This is a genomic window from Variovorax durovernensis, from assembly GCF_977011995.1.
The window spans coordinates 5508460-5527431 of sequence record NZ_CDRNCW010000001.1 but is presented as its reverse complement, the minus strand read 5'-3'; the positions used below and the strand labels follow the sequence as shown (position 1 = coordinate 5527431).

General features: G+C 65.6%; 14 protein-coding genes. 13 read left to right on the top strand and 1 reads right to left on the bottom strand.

Annotation, left to right across the window (positions count from 1 at the left end):
- Nucleotides 1–6: 6 nt before the first annotated feature.
- Nucleotides 7–2418 carry a penicillin-binding protein 1A gene (locus ACWV14_RS26280; RefSeq protein ID WP_454904469.1) on the bottom strand — a complete coding sequence of 804 codons (2412 nt, stop codon included), beginning with the start codon at nt 2416–2418 and terminating at the stop codon, nt 7–9.
- Between the two features lie 239 nt (nt 2419–2657).
- Here ACWV14_RS26280 and ACWV14_RS26275 point away from each other — a divergent pair, with 239 nt between their 5' ends.
- The 13 genes from ACWV14_RS26275 to ACWV14_RS26215 all read left to right on the top strand — a co-directional run bounded on the left by ACWV14_RS26275 (nt 2658) and on the right by ACWV14_RS26215 (nt 18971).
- Nucleotides 2658–3737, top strand: a complete 1080-nt coding sequence (locus tag ACWV14_RS26275) for a pilus assembly protein PilM (protein ID WP_081266475.1) — start codon at nt 2658–2660, stop codon at nt 3735–3737.
- Nucleotides 3734–4357 (top strand): PilN domain-containing protein, encoded by a 624-nt coding sequence (locus ACWV14_RS26270; RefSeq protein ID WP_454904468.1) that lies wholly within the window; start codon nt 3734–3736, stop codon nt 4355–4357. Before ACWV14_RS26275 ends, ACWV14_RS26270 begins: the two co-directional genes overlap by 4 nt.
- Nucleotides 4358–4363: 6 nt before the next feature.
- A complete protein-coding gene (gene pilO / locus ACWV14_RS26265) occupies nt 4364–5041 on the top strand; it encodes a type IV pilus inner membrane component PilO (RefSeq protein ID WP_422088072.1) in 678 nt (225 codons plus the stop codon).
- Complete coding sequence (locus ACWV14_RS26260) at nt 5038–5577, top strand: pilus assembly protein PilP (RefSeq protein WP_454904467.1); 540 nt, start codon at nt 5038–5040, stop codon at nt 5575–5577. Before pilO ends, ACWV14_RS26260 begins: the two co-directional genes overlap by 4 nt.
- Entirely contained in the window at nt 5574–7751 is a 2178-nt protein-coding gene (gene pilQ / locus ACWV14_RS26255; protein ID WP_454904466.1) for a type IV pilus secretin PilQ, read from the top strand. The genes ACWV14_RS26260 and pilQ overlap by 4 nt, the downstream gene beginning before the upstream one ends.
- Nucleotides 7752–7774: 23 nt before the next feature.
- Complete coding sequence (locus ACWV14_RS26250) at nt 7775–8323, top strand: shikimate kinase (RefSeq protein ID WP_454904465.1); 549 nt, start codon at nt 7775–7777, stop codon at nt 8321–8323.
- Between the two features lie 34 nt (nt 8324–8357).
- Nucleotides 8358–9467 carry a 3-dehydroquinate synthase gene (gene aroB, locus ACWV14_RS26245; protein WP_454904464.1) on the top strand — a complete coding sequence of 370 codons (1110 nt, stop codon included), beginning with the start codon at nt 8358–8360 and terminating at the stop codon, nt 9465–9467.
- Nucleotides 9464–10594: a deoxyguanosinetriphosphate triphosphohydrolase gene (locus tag ACWV14_RS26240; RefSeq protein WP_454904463.1), complete on the top strand. Its 1131-nt coding sequence runs from the start codon at nt 9464–9466 to the stop codon at nt 10592–10594. The genes aroB and ACWV14_RS26240 overlap by 4 nt, the downstream gene beginning before the upstream one ends.
- 8 nt (nt 10595–10602) lie before the next feature.
- Entirely contained in the window at nt 10603–11847 is a 1245-nt protein-coding gene (locus tag ACWV14_RS26235; protein WP_454904462.1) for an MFS transporter, read from the top strand.
- The gene (locus ACWV14_RS26230; RefSeq protein WP_454904461.1) at nt 11844–12419 is read left to right on the top strand and encodes a DUF1415 domain-containing protein; all 576 of its coding nucleotides are present in this window, start codon (nt 11844–11846) and stop codon (nt 12417–12419) included. Before ACWV14_RS26235 ends, ACWV14_RS26230 begins: the two co-directional genes overlap by 4 nt.
- Nucleotides 12416–13300 (top strand): class I SAM-dependent methyltransferase, encoded by an 885-nt coding sequence (locus ACWV14_RS26225; protein ID WP_454904460.1) that lies wholly within the window; start codon nt 12416–12418, stop codon nt 13298–13300. The genes ACWV14_RS26230 and ACWV14_RS26225 overlap by 4 nt, the downstream gene beginning before the upstream one ends.
- A 32-nt stretch (nt 13301–13332) precedes the next feature.
- Nucleotides 13333–14028, top strand: a complete 696-nt coding sequence (locus ACWV14_RS26220) for a transposase (RefSeq protein WP_454904459.1) — start codon at nt 13333–13335, stop codon at nt 14026–14028.
- Nucleotides 14029–14213: 185 nt separating this feature from the next.
- Nucleotides 14214–18971, top strand: coding sequence for a glutamate synthase-related protein (locus ACWV14_RS26215; RefSeq protein WP_454904458.1), 4758 nt, complete (start codon nt 14214–14216; stop codon nt 18969–18971).
- Nucleotide 18972 lies beyond the last annotated feature (1 nt).

The following is an 18972-nucleotide window of genomic DNA, read 5'->3' as shown; positions in this document are numbered from 1 at the left end:
GCTGCGTCAGTTCCTGAAGAGATCGAGGATGCGGCTGCGTTCCTCGGGCGGGGCCGGCGGGCTCACAGGTGCGCCGGTCAGGGACTCCACCGGCGCAGCGGGCGTGGCTTCCACGCCCAGGGTCGCTACGCCGCGGCCGGGCGCGTAGTCGTCGTAGTACCACTCGCCGCCCACGTTCACGATGCCGGCGGGCGGTGCGGTCGCGATGTCGGTCACCGGCACGCCCTTGATGGCCGTTTCCATGTAGTTGATCCAGATCGGCAGGCTCAGGCCGCCACCAGTCTCGCGGTCGCCCAGGTTGCGCGGCGTGTCGTAGCCGATCCACGAGATGGCCGTCATGGTGGGCTGGAAGCCCGCGAACCAGGCGTCGAGCGAGTCGTTGGTGGTGCCGGTCTTGCCGTAGAGGTCGGGCCGCTTGAGCATGGCCTGCGCCTTGGCGGCAGTGCCGGCGCGCGCCACCGACTGCAGCAGCGTGTCCATGATGAAGGCGTTGCGCTGGGGAATGGCGCGCAGCGACTCGTTGAGCAGCGGCGGCTGCTTGTCGACCAGCACCTTGTCCTTGTGGTCGGTGATGCGGGTCACGAGGTAGGGGTTGACGCGATAGCCGCCGTTGGCGAACACCGAGTAGCCCACCGCCATCTGCATCGGCGTGACCGAGCCCGCGCCCAGTGCCATGGGCAGGTAGGCGGGGTGCTTATCCTTGTCGAAGCCGAAGTTGGTGATCCACTCCTGGGCGTAGCGCGTGCCGATGGACTGCAGGATGCGGATCGACACGAGGTTCTTCGACTTCATGAGCGCGGTGCGCATCGACATCGGGCCGTCGTAGCCGCCGCCGTAGTTCTTGGGCTCCCATGGCTGGCCGCCGGTGGTGCCAGCGTCGAAGAAGAGCGGGCCGTCGTTGATGACGGTTGCGGGGGTGAAGCCCTTCTCGAGCGCCGCCGAATAGATGAACGGCTTGAAGCTCGAACCCGGCTGCCGCCAGGCCTGGGTGACGTGGTTGAACTTGTTCTTGCCGAAATCGAAGCCGCCGACCAGCGCCTTGATGGCGCCGTCGCGCGGATCCATGGCGACGAAGGCGCCTTCCACTTCGGGCAACTGGGTGATTTCCCAGGTGTTCTTGGGCGTCTTCACCACGCGGATCACCGCGCCGCGGCGGATCTTGATGTTGGGCGGCGCCTTGTCCGAGAGGCCGGACTGCGCGGGCTTGAGGCCTTCGCCGGTGATCTGCACAGCGTCGCCGTTGGCGCGCACCGCGTCGATCTGCTTGGGCGTGGCCTTGAGCACCACGGCGGCCATCACGTCGCCGTTGTCGGGATGGTCGCTGAGCGCGTCGTCCACCGCTTCGTCGAGGTCCTTGGCGTCGGCGGGCAGATCGACGAACTTCTCGGGGCCGCGATAGATCTGGCGGCGCTCGTAGTCCATGATGCCCTTGCGCAGCGCCTTGTAGGCGGCTGCCTGGTCGGCCGCCACCAGCGAGGTGTAGACCTTCAGGCCGCGCGTGTAGGTGCTGTCGCCGTATTGCGCGTACATCAGCTGGCGCACCGTCTCGGCCACGTATTCGGCATGCAGGCGGTTCGGGTCGGCGGCATCGCGCAGATGCAGTTCTTCTTTCTTGGCTTCTGCAGCCTGTTCGGCGGTGATGAAGCCGGCTTCCTGCATGCGGTCTATCACGTAGAACTGCCGGCCGCGCGCGCGCTGCGGGTTGTTGACAGGGTTGTTCGCGCCCGGCGCCTTCGGCAGGCCGGCCAGCATGGCGGCCTGGGCGATCGTGAGTTCCTGCAGGGGCTTGCCGAAATACGCCTCGGAGGCGGCGGCAAAGCCGTAGGCGCGGTTGCCGAGGTAGATCTGGTTCAGGTAGATCTCGAAGATCTGGTCCTTGGTCAGCAAGTGTTCCAGCTTGAAGGTCAGGAGCACTTCGTAGACCTTGCGGGTCAGCGTTTTCTCGGAACTCAGGTAGACATTACGCGCGACCTGCATGGTGATGGTCGAGGCGCCCTGGCTCTTCACCCGGTTCAGGTTGGCCAGGCCGGCGCGGACCATGCCCTTGTAGTCGACGCCGCCGTGGTCATAGAAGCGCGAGTCTTCGGCGGCCAGCACGGCGTCTTTCACGACCTTGGGAATGGCCGAGATGGGCGTCAGGTTGCGGCGCTCCTCCCCGAATTCCCCGATCAGCGTGCCTTCTGCCGAGAACACCCTCAGCGGCAGCTTGGGCCGATAGTCCGACAGCTCGCTGATATCCGGCAGATTGGGATAGGCGACCGCCAGGGCCACCGCCACCACGCAAAGGACCGAGAGCACGCCGGCCGCGGCAATGCCGAACCCCCAGAAAAACAGGCGCAGCAGCCATCTCAGCCAGGCTGGGCGTTTGGGGGGAGGGGTCTTGGCTGGCCCTTTGGGGCTTGAAGTTTTTTCTTGCATGTAGGGCCGAGGAGTCACCCATCATTATAAAAAGCCGTCCCATTCGAACCATCCGATCTTTGTTACCCTCGCGACGCGCTAATTCAAAAGTTACAGAATGCGGCTTTGCCGTCAGGTTTTGACAACGCTCGGGAGCTTTGGCCCCTGGCGTCGCTTGGTTGCCGCTACGCCTGCTGCTAGCATGCAACCGAACGCAAATTTTTCCATTGGTTACAAATACAGGGGAAAAGGGACCTCACTTGGCTTCTCTTGGATCATTGTTTCGTCGTCAGAACGCTCCCTTGCTGGGGTTGGACGTCAGTTCGTCCAGCGTCAAGCTGGTCGAGCTCGGCCGTGAGGCCAGCGGCAAGCTGGTTCTGGAACGCTGTGCCATCGAGCCCCTCGAGCGTGGCTGGATCACCGACGGCAACGTCGAGAAATTCGACGAAGTGGCCGAAGCCGTGCGCCGCGTCGTCCGCAAGAGCGGCACGCGCACGCGCAACGTCGCGCTCGCCTTGCCTCCTTCGGCGGTGATCACCAAGAAGATCATTCTTCCGGGCGGCATGAGCGAGCAGGAGCTCGAGATTCAGGTCGAGTCGGAAGCCAATCAATACATCCCGTTCTCTCTGGATGAAGTGAGCCTCGATTTCTGCGTGACGGGTCCGAGTGCGACTTCGGCCGGCGACGTGGAGGTGCTGATTGCCGCCTCCCGCAAGGAGAAGGTCCAGGATCGCGAAGGCCTGGCCGAAGCGGCGGGGCTGAAGGCGATGATCCTGGACGTCGAGTCTTATGCATCGCGTCTTGCGACCGCACGGCTGATCGAGCAATTGCCCGGCAAGGGTGTCGATGCCGTCGTCGCGCTTTTCGAAGTGGGCGCTTTCACCACCAGCATGCAGGTGCTGCGCAACCAGGAAGTGCTGTATGACCGCGACCAGGCATTCGGCGGTGCCCAATTGACCCAGCTGATCGTTCGGCAGTACGGGTTTTCCGCGGAAGAAGCCGAGGCCAAGAAGCGCAGCGGCGACCTGCCTGACGACTACGGCTCCGGAGTGCTCAAGCCATTCGTGGAAAGCATCGCGCAGGAAATCGCGCGTGCGCTGCAGTTCTTCTTCACAAGCACGCCGCACAACCGCGTGGACTATGTGTTGCTTGCGGGCGGCTCCTCTTCGCTGCCCGGGCTGACCAATGCGGTGACGCGCCAGACCTCGTTTGCCTGTTCCCTGGTGAATCCCTTCGACGGCATGGACTTCGGTCCGAACATCCGGGAGAAGAAGGTGCGGCGCGAAGCACCTTCATACCTCACCTCGTGCGGGCTGGCCATGCGGAGATTTCTGCAGTGATCCTGATCAATCTGCTCCCGCACCGTGAAGCCGCTCGAAAGCGGCGTCGCGAGGCGTTCTACGGAACCTTGGGCGCCGCGGCTCTCCTGGGTGTACTCATTTCCGCGCTGGGATACCTCTGGTACGAAGCCCAGATTTCCGCTCAGCAATCGAAGAACAGCTTTCTCCAGGCGGAGATCAAGAAGCTTGAAGTCGAGATCAAGGAGATCTCGACCTTGCAGGAAGAAATCGCAGCCCTGCGCGCACGTCAGCAGGCGGTCGAAGACCTTCAGGGCGACCGGAATCTTCCGGTGCACCTTTTCAACGAACTGGTGCGCCAGCTGCCCGACGGCGTCTACCTGACCAGCATGAAGCAGGACAACCAGACCGTCACGCTGCAAGGCATGGCGCAGTCGAACGAGCGGGTGTCCGAACTGCTGCGCAACCTGGGCAACAACAGCCCCTGGCTGGTGAAGCCGGAACTGGTCGAAATCACTTCGGCGAACGTCAACTTGAGCCAGCGTGACCAGCGACGCGTCGCCAACTTCACGATGCGCATCGGCCTGAAGCGCCCCACCGACGCCCAGAAGGCGGCCGCCGACAAGGCATTGACGACCGCCGCGGCGCAATCCAAGGGGTAACCGATCATGGCAAGCAAACGATCCTTACCCAAAGTGGATGTCAGCGCTGCATTGCAGCGTTTCAGCGAACAGTTCCGCGGGCTCAATCCGAATGACCCCTCGGTGTGGCCGGCCGTGCCGCGCTATGCGCTCTGCCTGGCGGTGACCGCACTGGTGCTGGTGGCCCTGTGGTTCGTCTGGCTGACCAATTCGAACGACGAGCTCGAGGCCGAGCGCAACAAGGAAGTCACGCTCAAGGCCGACTACCAGAAGAAGGTCGCGCAGGCGGCCAACCTCGACCTGCTGAAGAAGCAGCGCGAGCAGGTGCAGCAGTACGTGACCCTGCTCGAGAAGCAACTGCCCAGCAAGGCGGAAATGGATGCGCTGCTCTCGGACATCAACCAGGCGGGGCTTGGCCGCAGCCTGCAATTCGAGCTGTTCCGGCCCGGGCAGGTGGTGGTCAAGGATTACTACGCCGAATTGCCGATCGCGGTCCGCGTCACCGGCAAATACCACGACATGGGCGCCTTCGTAGCCGACGTCGCCGGACTCTCGCGCATCGTGACGCTGAACGGCGTGACGATCACCCCGCAGAAGGACAAGGACACGCTGACGATGGACGCCACGGCGCGTACCTTCCGTTATCTCGACGATGACGAGCGGGCCGCCCAGAAACGCGCCGCAGCGCCAAAGGCGAAGAAATGAAAGTCGCCATCAAAGTCATCGGGATCATGCTGGTCTCCGCGGGCCTCAGCGCCTGCGAGTCCGACCAGGAAGACCTGCAACGCTGGATGGCCGAGCAGCGCGCCCAGGTGAAACCTTCGGTGCCCCGCATCACGGAACCCAAGAAGTTCACGCCGCAGACCTACACCGAGGCTTCCTCGTTCGAGCCGTTCAACATGCTGAAGCTGACGCAGGCGCTGCGTCGCGAGTCGAACCAGCCGAGCACTTCGGAGCTGATCGCGCCCGAGCTGGCGCGCCGCAAGGAAGCGCTCGAAGCCTTCCCGCTCGACTCCATGGCGATGGTCGGCAGCATGAACCGCAACGGCCAGCCGGTGGCGCTGGTCCGTGTCGACAAGCTGCTCTACAAGGTGCGCGTCGGCGAATACCTGGGACTCAACTACGGGCGCATCACCCGTATCAACGAAACCGAAGTTGCCTTGCGCGAAATCGTGCAGGACGCCGCCGGTGAATGGATCGAACGCGTAGCCACGCTGCAGTTGCAAGAGAGTGCGAAATGAACCAGAAAAAATCAACGATGGCACAGTGGCTGCGCGCTGCCGGGCTGGGTCTGCTGACCTTGGGCGCCTGGGCCGTGGCCCATGCGCAGAACGCAATCGAATCCGTCACCAGCTCGACGCAATCCGGCGCGGAAGTGATCCGCATCGATCTCGCGCAGCCGCTCACCGCGGTGCCGGCGGGATTCGCCGTCCAGACGCCTGCACGCATTGCGCTTGATTTCCCGGGCGTCACGAACGCCATCGGACGCTCTGCGATCGAAGTGAACCAGGGCAACCTGCGTTCGGTCAATGTGGTCCAGGCCGGTGACCGCAGCCGCGTGGTGCTGAACCTGAAGCAGGCGACTGCCTATAAGGCCGAAATCCAGGGCAAGTCGCTGCTGGTCGTGCTCGAGCCCGTGGCCGGCACGGCGCTTGCCGTGTCTGCCGCCACCACCTTCGCCGAGAACCGCAACCGCGACACGCTGCCGCTGCGCGATGTCGACTTCCGACTCGGCTCCGACAACACTGGCCGCGTGATCGTCGATCTGCCGAACAACCAGGTCGGCGTCGACGTCAAGCAGCAGGGCAAGAATCTCGTCGTGGAATTCACCAAGTCGACCTTGCCCGAAGGCCTGCGCCGCCGCCTCGACGTGGCGGACTTCGGTACCCCGGTGCAGCTGATCACCTCGCAGCAGGCCGGTGACCGCGTGCGCATGACCATCGAGGCCAAGGGCGACTGGGAGCACAGCGCCTACCAGAGCGAAAACCAGTTCGTGGTCGAAATGCGGGCCCGCAAGGTCGATCCGACCAAGCTGACCCAAGGCGTCGGCTACAACGGCGAGAAGCTCTCGCTGAACTTCCAGAACATCGAGATCCGTTCGCTCCTGCAGGTGATCGCCGACTTCACGAACTTCAACATCGTGACCTCGGATTCGGTGACCGGCGCTTTGACGCTCCGCCTGAAGGATGTGCCCTGGGACCAGGCGCTCGACATCATCATGCAGGCGAAGAACCTGGGCATGCGCAAGAACGGCAGCGTGCTGTGGATCGCGCCCAAGGACGAAATCAACGCCAAGGAAAAGCTCGAGTTCGAGGCCAAGGCCACGATCGAGAACCTCGAGCCGCTGCGGACCCAGTCGTTCCAGCTCAACTACACCAAAGCACTTGCCATTGCACAAGGACTGACCGGCACGGGCGCGTCCGCAGGGGGCTCTGGCGGCAGCAACAGCGGCACAACAACTCGTATCCTGAGTCCACGTGGCAGTGTGATTGCTGAGTCGCGTACGAACCAGCTTTTCGTGTCCGATATCCCGTCACGCCTTGCGCAGGTTGCCGAGCTGATTCAAAAACTGGATATTCCTGTGCGCCAAGTGTTGATCGAAGCCCGGATTGTTGAGGCCTCCGATACGTTCGGCAAATCGCTGGGAGTAAAGCTTGGCGGTGGAGTGATCAATCGCAACAACTCGTTTGGAACATTTCCAACTGTTACCGGAGGAGGAACAACTTCCTCGTCAACTTTGACCGGAGGGGTTACGACAACCACTTCGACTACAACAAGCCCGACGGTTAGTTTCGGGTCTCCCACCAGTAGCAACTTCGTCAACCTTCCTGCAGGAGACGCTGGAACTGGGGGAGGCTCACCTGGCTCCTTTGCGTTCTCGCTATTCAATTCGAGCTTCTCTCGCATGCTGAACCTCGAAATCTCCGCGCTCGAAGCCGACGGCAAGGGCAAGCTGGTTTCCAGCCCCCGCGTCATCACGGCCGACCAGACCAAGGCGCTGATCGAGCAGGGTGAGGAAATCCCGTACCAGCAGGCGACGTCCAGCGGCGCGACCTCCATCTCGTTCCGCAAGGCGGTGCTGAAGCTGGAAGTGACGCCGCAGATCACGCCCGAAGGCAACATCATCCTGACCCTGGACGTGAGCAAGGACGCCCGTGGCGTCAACACTTCAGCAGGTCCGGCCATCAACACCAAGCACGTGCAGACCGAAGTGCTGGTCGAGAACGGCGGCACGGTCGTCATCGGTGGTATCTTCGAACTCACAGAAACCAATGACGAATCGCGCGTGCCGGTGCTGGGTGAAGTGCCCTACCTGGGGGCACTGTTCCGCAAGCGCGAACGCGTTGCCAACAAGACTGAAATGCTCGTCTTTATCACCCCGAAGATGATTACCGACCGCAACGCCGCGCGCTGACGCGCGGGCGTAGCAGCCACCGCGTGGCGGTCGCACTCGTCGGCTTGCCCGGCGCCGGAAAATCCGCAGTGGGCCGGCGCCTGGGGATGCGGCTGGACCTTCCATTCGTCGATACCGACCACGTGATCGAGCACCGCATCGGCTGCTCGATCCGTGATTATTTCGACCGGGAAGGGGAGGCCGCCTTCCGGGATCTCGAACAAACCGTGATCGCCGACCTGGCAGCCAACGCCCAGGGCGTGCTGGCCACCGGCGGCGGCGCGGTGCTGCGGGAAGCCAACCGCATCCAGCTGCGCGATCACTTCCATGTGATCTATCTGCGTTCCTCTCCCGAAGACCTGTTCCGGCGCCTGCGCCACGACGTCAAGCGCCCCTTGCTGCAAGTGGCCGACCCGCTGGGCAGGCTGCGCGAACTGCACGACGCACGCGATCCGTTCTACAGGGCCACGGCGCACGACGTGGTCGATACCGGCCGGCCGTCCATCGCCATGCTGGTGAACATCATCGTCATGCAGCTGGAGCTGGCCGGGATCGTCGAGCCGGGCGCCCACCCGGAAGAGCCCTCCGACTGAGCCGTCCCCGGCCGCAGCGCCTAAACTCGCTGCCATGTCCCTGTCCGTACTTTCCGCTCCGCCAGAACGCGTCGACATCCAGCTTGGCGACCGCAGCTACCCGATCCTGATCGGTGCCGGCCTGCTGGACGACCCCGCGAGCTTTGCCGCCACGCCGGCTGCAGCCTCCGCCCTGATCGTGAGCAACACCACGGTGGCGCCGCTCTACGCGAAGGCGCTGCAGGCCGCCCTGGCCGGCCGTTTCCGCACCGTGCACCTGCTCGAGCTGCCCGACGGCGAAGTGCACAAGAACCTGCAGACCCTGAACCTGATCTTCGACGACCTGCTGGGCCACGGCAGCGACCGCAAGACCGTGCTGTTCGCCCTCGGCGGCGGCGTGGTGGGCGACATGACCGGCTTCGCCGCCGCGAGCTACATGCGCGGCGTGCCTTTCGTGCAGGTGCCGACCACCTTGCTGGCGCAGGTCGACTCCTCGGTCGGGGGCAAGACGGCCATCAACCATCCGCTCGGCAAGAACATGATCGGCGCTTTCTACCAGCCGCAACTCGTTGTCTGCGACCTGGCCACGCTCCAGACGCTGCCGCCGCGCGAGCTCAGCGCCGGGCTGGCGGAAGTCATCAAATACGGCCCGATCCACGACATGGCCTTCTTCGACTGGATCGAGGCCAACATCGAGGCCCTGAACGCACGCGACCCCGCCGCGCTGGCCCATGCCGTCAAGCGCAGCTGCGAGATCAAGGCGCTGGTCGTCGGCCAGGACGAGCGCGAGACCGGCCTGCGCGCCATCCTGAATTTCGGCCACACCTTCGGGCATGCCATCGAATCAGGCCTGGGATATGGCGAGTGGCTGCATGGCGAGGCGGTCGGCTGCGGCATGGTCATGGCAGCCCATCTGTCGCAGCGGCTCGGCGGCGTCGACGCCGCCTTCGTCGAGCGCCTCACGCGGCTGATCGAACGCGCCGGCCTGCCGACCGTCGGCCCCGCACTCGGTGCGGAGCGCTACCTGGAGCTGATGCGCGTCGACAAGAAATCGGAAGCCGGCGAAATCCGCTTCGTGGTAATCGACAAGCCCGGCTCGGCCGTGGTTCGCAGCGCGCCCGATGCGCTGGTGCGCGAAGTGCTCGCGCAGTGCTGCGAGGGATGAGCCTCGCGGCCTATGCCTGCCAGCCCGCGCAGTCGCGCGGCAGGCGCCATTCGGAGCCGCCCGCGCCCACGCGCGACGCCTTCCAGCGCGACCGCGACCGCATCGTGCATTCCACTGCCTTCCGCCGGCTGGTCTACAAGACCCAGGTCTTCCTGAACCATGAAGGCGACCTGTTCCGCACGCGGCTCACGCATTCGCTGGAGGTTGCGCAACTGGGGCGGTCGATTGCCCGGGCCCTGCGCCTCAACGAAGACCTGGTCGAGGCGATCGCGCTGGCCCACGACCTGGGGCACACGCCCTTCGGCCACGCGGGCCAGGATGCGCTCAACGATTGCATGGCCGAGCACGGCGGCTTCGAGCACAACCTGCAGAGCCTGCGCGTTGTCGATGCGCTGGAGCATCGCTATCCGCAGTACGACGGCCTGAACCTGAGCTTCGAGACGCGCGAGGGCATCCTGAAGCACTGCTCGCGCGCCAATGCCGAGCGGCTGGAGGCGGCCGAACCCAACGGCGTGGCCCGCCGCTTCCTGGACCGCACGCAGCCCGGCCTGGAGGCGCAGCTGTGCAACCTGGCCGACGCCATCGCCTACAACGCGCACGACATCGACGACGGTGTGCGTTCCGGCCTCATAGGCGTCGAGCAGCTTGGCGAGGTGGAACTCTTCGAGCGCTACCGCCGGGAAGCGCTTGCCGAATACCCCCAGCTGCAGGGCCGCCGCGTGCTCTACGAGACCATCCGGCGCATGCTCAGCGCGCAGGTCTACGACGTGATCGACGCGACGCGCGCGGCAATCGAAGCCGTTGCGCCGGCCAATGCCGACGCCGTGCGGCATGCCCCGCCTCTCGTCGCCTTCAGCGAGACGATGCAGGCGCAATCCGAAGAGCTCAAGCGCTTTCTCTTTCGCAACCTGTACCGCCATCCGCAGGTCACGCAGACCACCGACCAGGCGCAGCAGGTGGTGCGGGAGCTGTTCGATGCCTACATCGAGCGAGGTGGCGAGATGCCCGCCTCGTACGCCGACCGCCGCGACCGGCCCCGTGCGGTGGCCGACTACATCGCCGGCATGACCGACCGCTTCGCCATGCGCGAGCATGAAAGGCTCACCGGACGGCGGGGCATCGCGTGAGCCAGGCCGTGCGTCCCCGCGTACCGGTTGCCGCCTTCGCCGTCCTGCTGGGCGGCGTCAGCGGCGCCTTGCACCTCGGCAAGCTGCCGCCCGCCGTGCCCGCGTTGCAGTCTTCGCTGGGCATCGGGCTGGTGGAGGCTGGGTTCCTGCTGTCGCTGGTGCAGGTCGCCAGCATGACGCTGGGGCTGGTTGCCGGGCTCGCGGCCGACAGCATCGGCCTGCGGCGCAGCATGCTGACGGGGCTCGTGGTCCTGACGGTCGCCAGCCTGCTGGGCGGCTGGGTCGGCAGCGGCGCGGTGGAAGGCTCCCATGCGGTGCGGTGGCTGCTTGTGCTGCGGGCCGTCGAAGGCGTCGGCTTTCTGCTGACCGTCATGCCCGGCCCGGGATTGATCCGTGCATTGACTCCTCCGGGCGCCGACAAAGCCGCGCTGGGGCTGTGGGGCGCCTACATGCCGCTCGGCGTCGCGCTTGCGCTGCTGGTGGGGCCGGCCCTGATCGCCTGGGGCGGATGGCCAGACTGGTGGTGGGCGCTGTCGGTCGTTTCCGCCGTGGCCGCGCTCTGGCTCTGGCAGGCAGTGCCGGCCGACCGGCTGCGCCCGGCCGCGGCGGGCGGCGCTTCCACGGCATGGTCGTCTCGTCTGCGTGCCACGGTCGGCGCGCGCGCGCCCTGGCTGATCGCGCTGACCTTCGCCGTGTACTCGGCGCAGTGGATGGCGGTGATCGGCTTTCTTCCGGCCATCTACGCTGGCGCCGGCGTGCCAGCCGGCTGGAATGCCTTGCTGACCGCGCTGGCCGCCGCCATGAACATCGTCGGCAACATTGCCGGCGGTCGTTGGCTTCAGCGCGGCGTGGCGCCGGAGCGGCTGCTTCAGTGGGGCTTCCTCACGATGGCGCTGGGCGGCGTCGCGGCCTTTGCGCAAGCCGGGCAGGGCGCCGATGCGCTGAGCCTGCCGCCCGCGCTGCGCTATGTCGCGGTCTGCGCCTTCTCGCTGGGCGGGGGCATGGTGCCGGCGACGCTGTTTTTGCTCGGCGTGCGGTTCGCGCCCGGGCCGACCACGGTTTCCACCACTGTCGGCCTGATGCAGCAGGCCTCTTCGCTGGGCCAGTTCCTGGCGCCGCCAGCGGTTGCCTGGGTGGCGCATCGCGTCGGCGGCTGGCACTGGACCTGGACCGCCACGCTGGCCTGCTCGCTGGTCGGCATGGCGATCGCGCGGCGCCTGGGGCGGATTCGCCCTGCGGCGGGGATGGCATGAGCGGCCCGGCGACAATCGGGGCCGCCCAGGCCTGCGCCGACATGCGGCGCTGGCTCGAACGCGCGGTGATCGGCCTGAACCTGTGCCCCTTCGCGAAGGCGGTGCACGTGAAGGGGCAGATCCACTACGCCGTGTACGAACCCGCCGAAGAAGCCGACCTGATGGACGCGCTGCTGGCCGAAGCCAAAGACCTCGCGGCGCTCGACGCCGCCATGCGTGACACCACCCTTTTGATTGCACCGAACACCTTGGCCGATTTCCTGGATTTCAACGATTTCACGGCGCGTGCCGAGCGCCGGCTTGCCCGCGCAGGTTTCGACGGCGTGTTCCAGCTGGCGAGCTTCCATCCGCAATTCCAGTTCGCCGGCACGGAGCCCGACGACATCGGCAACGCCACCAACCGCGCGCCGTATCCCACGCTGCATCTGCTGCGCGAGGAGAGCGTGGACCGTGCTGTCGATGCATTTCCCGAGGCGGAAGCGATCTTCGAGCGCAACATCGACACGCTCGAAGCCCTCGGCCCGGCTGGCTGGGCGGCGCTCGACATCGGCCCCGGGAGTGCCAAGCCATGAACACCAAATTCGCCCCCAAGGCGGCAAAGACGAACAAGCTCGCCAAGGCCGACGCCGAGCTGGCTGAAGTGCTGAAGCCGGGGCAGTCGGTGGAGCTGCTCAAGGAGCTGCATATCCTCACCCGCGAGGGCCGGCTCAACCAGGATTCGCGGCGCAAGCTCAAGCAGGTCTACCACCTGTTCCAGTTCATCGAGCAGCTGCTGCGCGAGCTGCCGGAAGAGGGCGCCGGTGCCACGCTGGCCGACCATGGTGCCGGCAAGTCCTACCTCGGCTTCATCATCTATGACCTGTTCTTCCGCGCGCGGCAGGGCGGACATGTCTACGGCATCGAGACGCGCAGCGAACTGGTCGAGCGCTCACGCGCCCTGGCGCAGCGGCTGGGTTTCGGCCGCATGTCGTTCCTGAATCTCACAGTGGCCGAATCTGCGCAGGCGAGCGAGCTGCCGGCGCAGATCGACGTCGTCACCGCGCTGCATGCCTGCGATACCGCGACGGACGACGCCATTGCCTTCGGCCTTGCCAAGAACGCACGCTGCATGGTGCTGGTGCCCTGTTGCCAGGCCGAGGTGGCCGCCTGCCTGCGCGAGACCAAGGCGCTGGCGCTCTCTCGCACGCCGCTGGCCGAGCTGTGGCGCCACCCGCTGCACACGCGCGAGATCGGCAGCCAGCTCACCAACGTGCTGCGCTGCCTGTATCTGGAGGCCAACGGCTACAGCGTGACGGTCACCGAGCTGGTCGGCTGGGAGCACAGCATGAAGAACGAGCTGATCCTGGCGCGCTACACGGGCCAGCGCAAGGCGAGCGCGGCGACGCGCTTGGGCGAGCTGCTGTCGCAGTTCGGGCTCGACGCGCTGGGCGACACGCGCTTCCGTCTCGGCTGAACGCCGGCGCGCAACTCGCGTCCGCTTGTCCCATGGCCCGTCTTCCCCGTCTCACCCTGGCAGGCATGCCGCACCATGTGATCCAGCGTGGCAACAACCGCCAGCCGATCTTCGTGGACCGGGCGGATCACGAGAAGCTGCTCGCGCTGATGGCCGAGAACGCCTTGCGCTTCCGCGTCGCGCTGCACGCCTACGTGCTGATGGACAACCACTTCCACCTGCTGGCGACGCCCGACAGCGCCACCGGCCTGCCGCAATTCATGCAGTCGGTGGGGCGCAGCTACGTGCGCTACTTCAATGACCGCCACGGCCGCAGCGGCACCCTGTGGGAAGGGCGCTACAGGTCGACGCTGATCCAGACAGACCGCTACCTGCTGACCTGCATGGTCTACATCGACCTCAACCCGGTGCGGGCTGGCATCGCGGTCGACGCGCGCGATTTTCCCTGGTCCAGCCACGGCCACTACGCCGGACTGCGGCACGACAAGCTGCTGACGCCGCATCCCCTGTACTGGGAACTCGGCAACACGCCATTCGCGCGCGAGGCCGCCTATGTCGAGTTGGTGCGCGCCGGCGTACGCATGGCCGATCAGGATGCGCTGACCGAGGCCACCCTGCGTGGCTGGGCGGCCGGCGACGACGATTTTCTGGGGACTTTGCAGAAGTCTACGGAGCGTCGCGTGGTCAAGGCCAAGGCGGGCAGACCGCCTTCAAGCACCGCTTCCTGAAGCCGAATCGGCGTCAAGCCGCCGACAGTTCTCGGGCTTTTGCTACCGTTTTTAATATGTCCCTAATTAAATTCTGACAAGAAAACTCAAGATTTAATTCGAATCTGACCCCTATTAAAGTGTTTGGCATTCTTTGTGCATCGCAATATGCTCCCTTTCCCTGCGAAAACTGAAGGAGCGCGCCCATGACGACGGCTGCCGAGATTCAACATCTCCAAGAACACGGTCTGTATTCCGGTGCCGACGAGCACGATGCCTGCGGCGTCGGCTTCGTTGCACATATCAAGGGCGAGAAAAGCCATGCCATCGTGCTGCAGGGCTTGAAGATCCTCGAAAACCTCGACCATCGCGGCGCAGTGGGCGCCGACAAGCTGATGGGCGACGGCGCCGGCATCCTGATCCAGCTGCCCGACCACCTCTACCGCGAAGAGATGGCCAAGCAGGGCGTCACGCTGCCCCCGCCCGGCGAATACGGCGTCGGCATGATCTTCCTGCCGAAGGAACACGCCTCGCGCGAAGCCTGCGAACAGGAAATGGAACGCGCCATCAAGGCCGAAGGCCAGGTGCTGCTCGGCTGGCGCGACGTGCCGGTCAACCGCGACATGCCGATGTCGCCCACCGTGCGCGAAAAAGAGCCGCTGCTGCGCCAGGTGTTCATCGGCCGCGGCAACGACGTGATCGTGCAGGACGCGCTGGAACGCAAGCTCTACGTGATCCGCAAGACCGCCAGCGCCAACATCCAGCGCCTGAAGCTCAAGCACAGCAAGGAATACTACGTTCCCAGCATGTCCAGCCGCACCGTGGTCTACAAGGGCCTGCTGCTGGCCGACCAGGTCGGTACCTACTACCTCGACCTGCAGGACAAGCGTTGCGTCTCGGCCCTGGGCCTGGTGCACCAGCGCTTCTCGACCAACACCTTCCCCGAGTGGCCGCTGGCCCACCCGTACCGCTATGTCGCCCACAACGGCGAAATCAACACGGTCAAGGGCAACTACAACTGGATGAAGGCGCGCGAAGGCGTCATGTCCTCGCCCGTGCTGGGCGCCGACCTGCAGAAGCTCTACCCCATCAGCTTCGCCGGCCAGTCCGACACCGCCACCTTCGACAACTGCCTCGAGCTGCTGACGATGGCCGGCTACCCCATCAGCCAGGCCGTGATGATGATGATTCCCGAGCCCTGGGAGCAGCACGCCACCATGGACCCGCGCCGCCGCGCGTTCTATGAATACCACGCCGCCATGCTCGAGCCCTGGGACGGCCCGGCCTCCATCGTGTTCACCGACGGCCGCCAGATCGGCGCCACGCTCGACCGCAACGGCCTGCGTCCTTCGCGCTACTGCGTGACCGACGACGACCTGGTCATCATGGCCTCCGAATCGGGCGTGCTGCCCGTGCCAGAGCAGAAGATCGTGCGCAAGTGGCGCCTGCAGCCCGGCAAGATGTTCCTCATCGACCTGGAGCAGGGCCGCATGATCGACGACGAGGAGGTCAAGGCCAACCTCGCCAACAGCAAGCCCTACAAGCAGTGGATCGAGAACCTGCGCATCAAGCTCGACAGCGTCAAGGCCGAGCCGGTCTCCGCGCCGCTGAGCCAGGTCGCGCTGCTCGACCGCCAGCAGGCCTTCGGCTACACCCAGGAAGACATCAAGTTCCTGATGAGCCCCATGGCGCAAGCCGGCGAAGAGGGCATCGGCTCCATGGGCAACGACAGCCCGCTGGCCGTGCTCTCCAGCAAGAACAAGCCGCTGTACAACTACTTCAAGCAGCTGTTCGCGCAGGTGACCAACCCGCCGATCGACCCGATCCGCGAAGCCATCGTGATGTCGCTGGTGTCCTTCATCGGTCCCAAGCCCAACCTGCTGGACATCAACCAGGTCAACCCGCCGATGCGGCTCGAAGTGAGCCAGCCGATCCTCGACTTCGCCGACATGGCGAAGCTGCGCGACATCGGCAAGTACACGCAGGGCAAGTTCAAGAGCTACGCGCTCGACATCACCTACCCGCTCGCCTGGGGTGACGAAGGCGTCGAAGCCAAGCTGGCCTCGCTGTGCGCCGAAGCGGTGGACGCCATCAAGGGCGGCCACAACATTCTGATCATCAGCGACCGCGGCGTGAGCCCGACGCAGGTGGCCATTCCCGCCGTGCTGGCGCTGTCGGCAGTGCACCAGTACCTGGTTCGCGAAGGCCTGCGCACCACCGCCGGCCTGGTGGTCGAGACCGGCTCGGCGCGCGAAGTGCATCACTTCGGCGTGCTGGCCGGCTACGGCGCGGAAGCCGTGCACCCGTACCTCGCCATGGAAACGCTGGTGGCCATGCATGCCGACCTGTCCGGCGACCTCAGCGCCGACAAGGCGGTCTACAACTACGTCAAGGCCATCGGCAAGGGCCTGTCGAAGATCATGTCGAAGATGGGTGTCAGCACCTACATGAGCTACTGCGGCGCCCAGCTGTTCGAAGCCATCGGCCTGAACAGCGAGACGGTGAACAAGTATTTCACCGGCACCGCCAGCCGCGTGGAAGGCATCGGCGTCTTCGAAATCGCCGAGGAAGCCATCCGCATGCACAAGGCCGCCTTCGGCGACGACCCGGTGCTCGCCAACATGCTCGACGCCGGCGGCGAATACGCCTGGCGCACGCGCGGCGAAGAGCACATGTGGACGCCCGACGCCATCGCCAAGCTGCAGCACAGCACGCGCGCCAACAACTGGAACACGTACAAGGAATACGCCCAGCTCATCAACGACCAGAACCGTCGCCACCTCACGCTGCGCGGCCTGTTCGAGTTCAAGATCGATCCCGCCAGGGCCATTCCGGTCGACGAGGTCGAGGCTGCGTCCGAAATCGTGAAGCGCTTCGCCACCGGCGCGATGTCGCTCGGCTCGATCAGCACCGAGGCGCACTCGGTGCTGGCCGTGGCCATGAACCGCATCGGCGGCAAGAGCAACACCGGCGAAGGCGGCGAAGACCCCGCGCGCTACCGCAACGAACTCAAGGGCATCCCGATCAAGCAGGGCGACACGCTCAAGAGCGTGATCGGCGCGGCCAACGTCGAGGTCGACATGCCGCTGCGCGACGGCGACTCGCTGCGTTCGCGCATCAAGCAGGTCGCGTCGGGCCGCTTCGGCGTCACGGCCGAGTACCTGCATTCGGCCGACCAGATCCAGATCAAGATGGCGCAGGGCGCCAAGCCGGGCGAGGGCGGCCAGCTGCCAGGCGGCAAGGTCACCGAATACATCGGCAAGCAGCGCTATGCCGTGCCGGGCGTGGGCCTCATCTCGCCGCCGCCGCACCATGACATCTACTCGATCGAAGACCTGGCGCAGCTCATTCACGACCTGAAGAACACCGCGCCGCACGCCAGCATCAGCGTGAAGCTGGTGAGCGAGATCGGCGTGGGCACCATCGCCGCGGGCGTTGCCAAGTGCAAGAGCGACCACGTCGTGATCGCCGGCCATGACGGCGGCACGGGCGCTTCGCCCTGGTCGTCGATCAAGCATGCGGGCAGCCCGTGGGAAATCGGCCTGGCCGAGACGCAGCAGACGCTGGTGCTCAACCGCCTGCGCAGCCGCATCCGCGTGCAGGCCGACGGCCAGATGAAGACCGGCCGCGACGTCGCCATCGGCGCGCTGCTGGGCGCCGACGAGTTCGGCTTTGCCACCGCGCCGCTGGTGGTCGAGGGCTGCATCATGATGCGCAAGTGCCACCTGAACACCTGCCCGGTGGGCGTGGCCACGCAAGACCCGGTGCTGCGCAAGAAGTTCTCGGGCAAGCCCGAGCACGTCGTCAACTACTTCTTCTTCGTCGCGGAAGAAGTGCGCCAGATCATGGCCCAGCTGGGCATCCGCAAGTTCGACGACCTGATCGGCCGCGCCGACCTGCTCGACATGCGCAAGGGCATCGAGCACTGGAAGGCCTCCGGCCTCGATTTCAGCCGCCTGTTCGCGCTGCCGAACGTGCCGGCCGACGTGCCGCGCTTCCATGTCGAGAACCAGGACCACGGCCTCGACAAGGCGCTGGACGTCAAGCTCATCGAGAAGTCGCGTCCCGCCATCGACAAGGGCGAGAAGGTGCAGTTCATCGAGGTGGCGCGCAACGTCAACCGCTCGGTGGGAGCGATGCTCTCGGGCGCGCTGACCAAGGTGCATCCGCAGGGCCTGCCCGACGACTCGATCCGCATCCAGCTCGAAGGCACGGGCGGCCAGTCGTTCGGCGCCTTCCTGGCGCGCGGCATCACGCTGTACCTGATCGGCGACGCGAACGACTACACCGGCAAGGGCCTCTCGGGCGGCCGCGTGGTGGTTCGCCCCAGCCTCGACTTCCGCGGTGAGGCGGTTCGCAACACCATCGTCGGCAACACCGCGCTGTACGGCGCGACCACCGGCGAGGCCTACCTGTGCGGCGTGGCCGGCGAGCGCTTCGCGGTGCGCCTGTCGGGCGCCACGGCGGTCATCGAAGGCACCGGCGACCACGGTTGCGAGTACATGACCGGCGGTACGGTGGCCGTGCTCGGCAAGACGGGCCGCAACTTCGCGGCCGGCATGAGCGGCGGCGTCGCCTTCGTGTACGACGAAGACGGCCAGTTCGCGTCGCGCTGCAACCTCTCGATGGTGTCGCTCGACAAGGTGCTGACCTCGGCCGAGCAAACTGCGAGCGTGCACCGCAAGATCTGGCACGGCGGCGAGACCGACGAAGCCCAGCTCAAGAAGCTGCTCGAAGAGCACCACCGCTGGACCGGCAGCAAGCGCGCGCGCGAGCTGCTCGACAACTGGGCTGTGTCGCGCACCAAGTTCGTGAAGGTGTTCCCGAACGAATACAAGCGCGCGCTGGCCGAGTTGCACGACCGCAAGGTCGAACTCACCAGCTCCGGCAACAACGCGCACATCGGCCTCGAGCCGCATGCGCTGACGGCCCCCGCACCGCAAACGGCCCCGGCTTCGGTCTGAG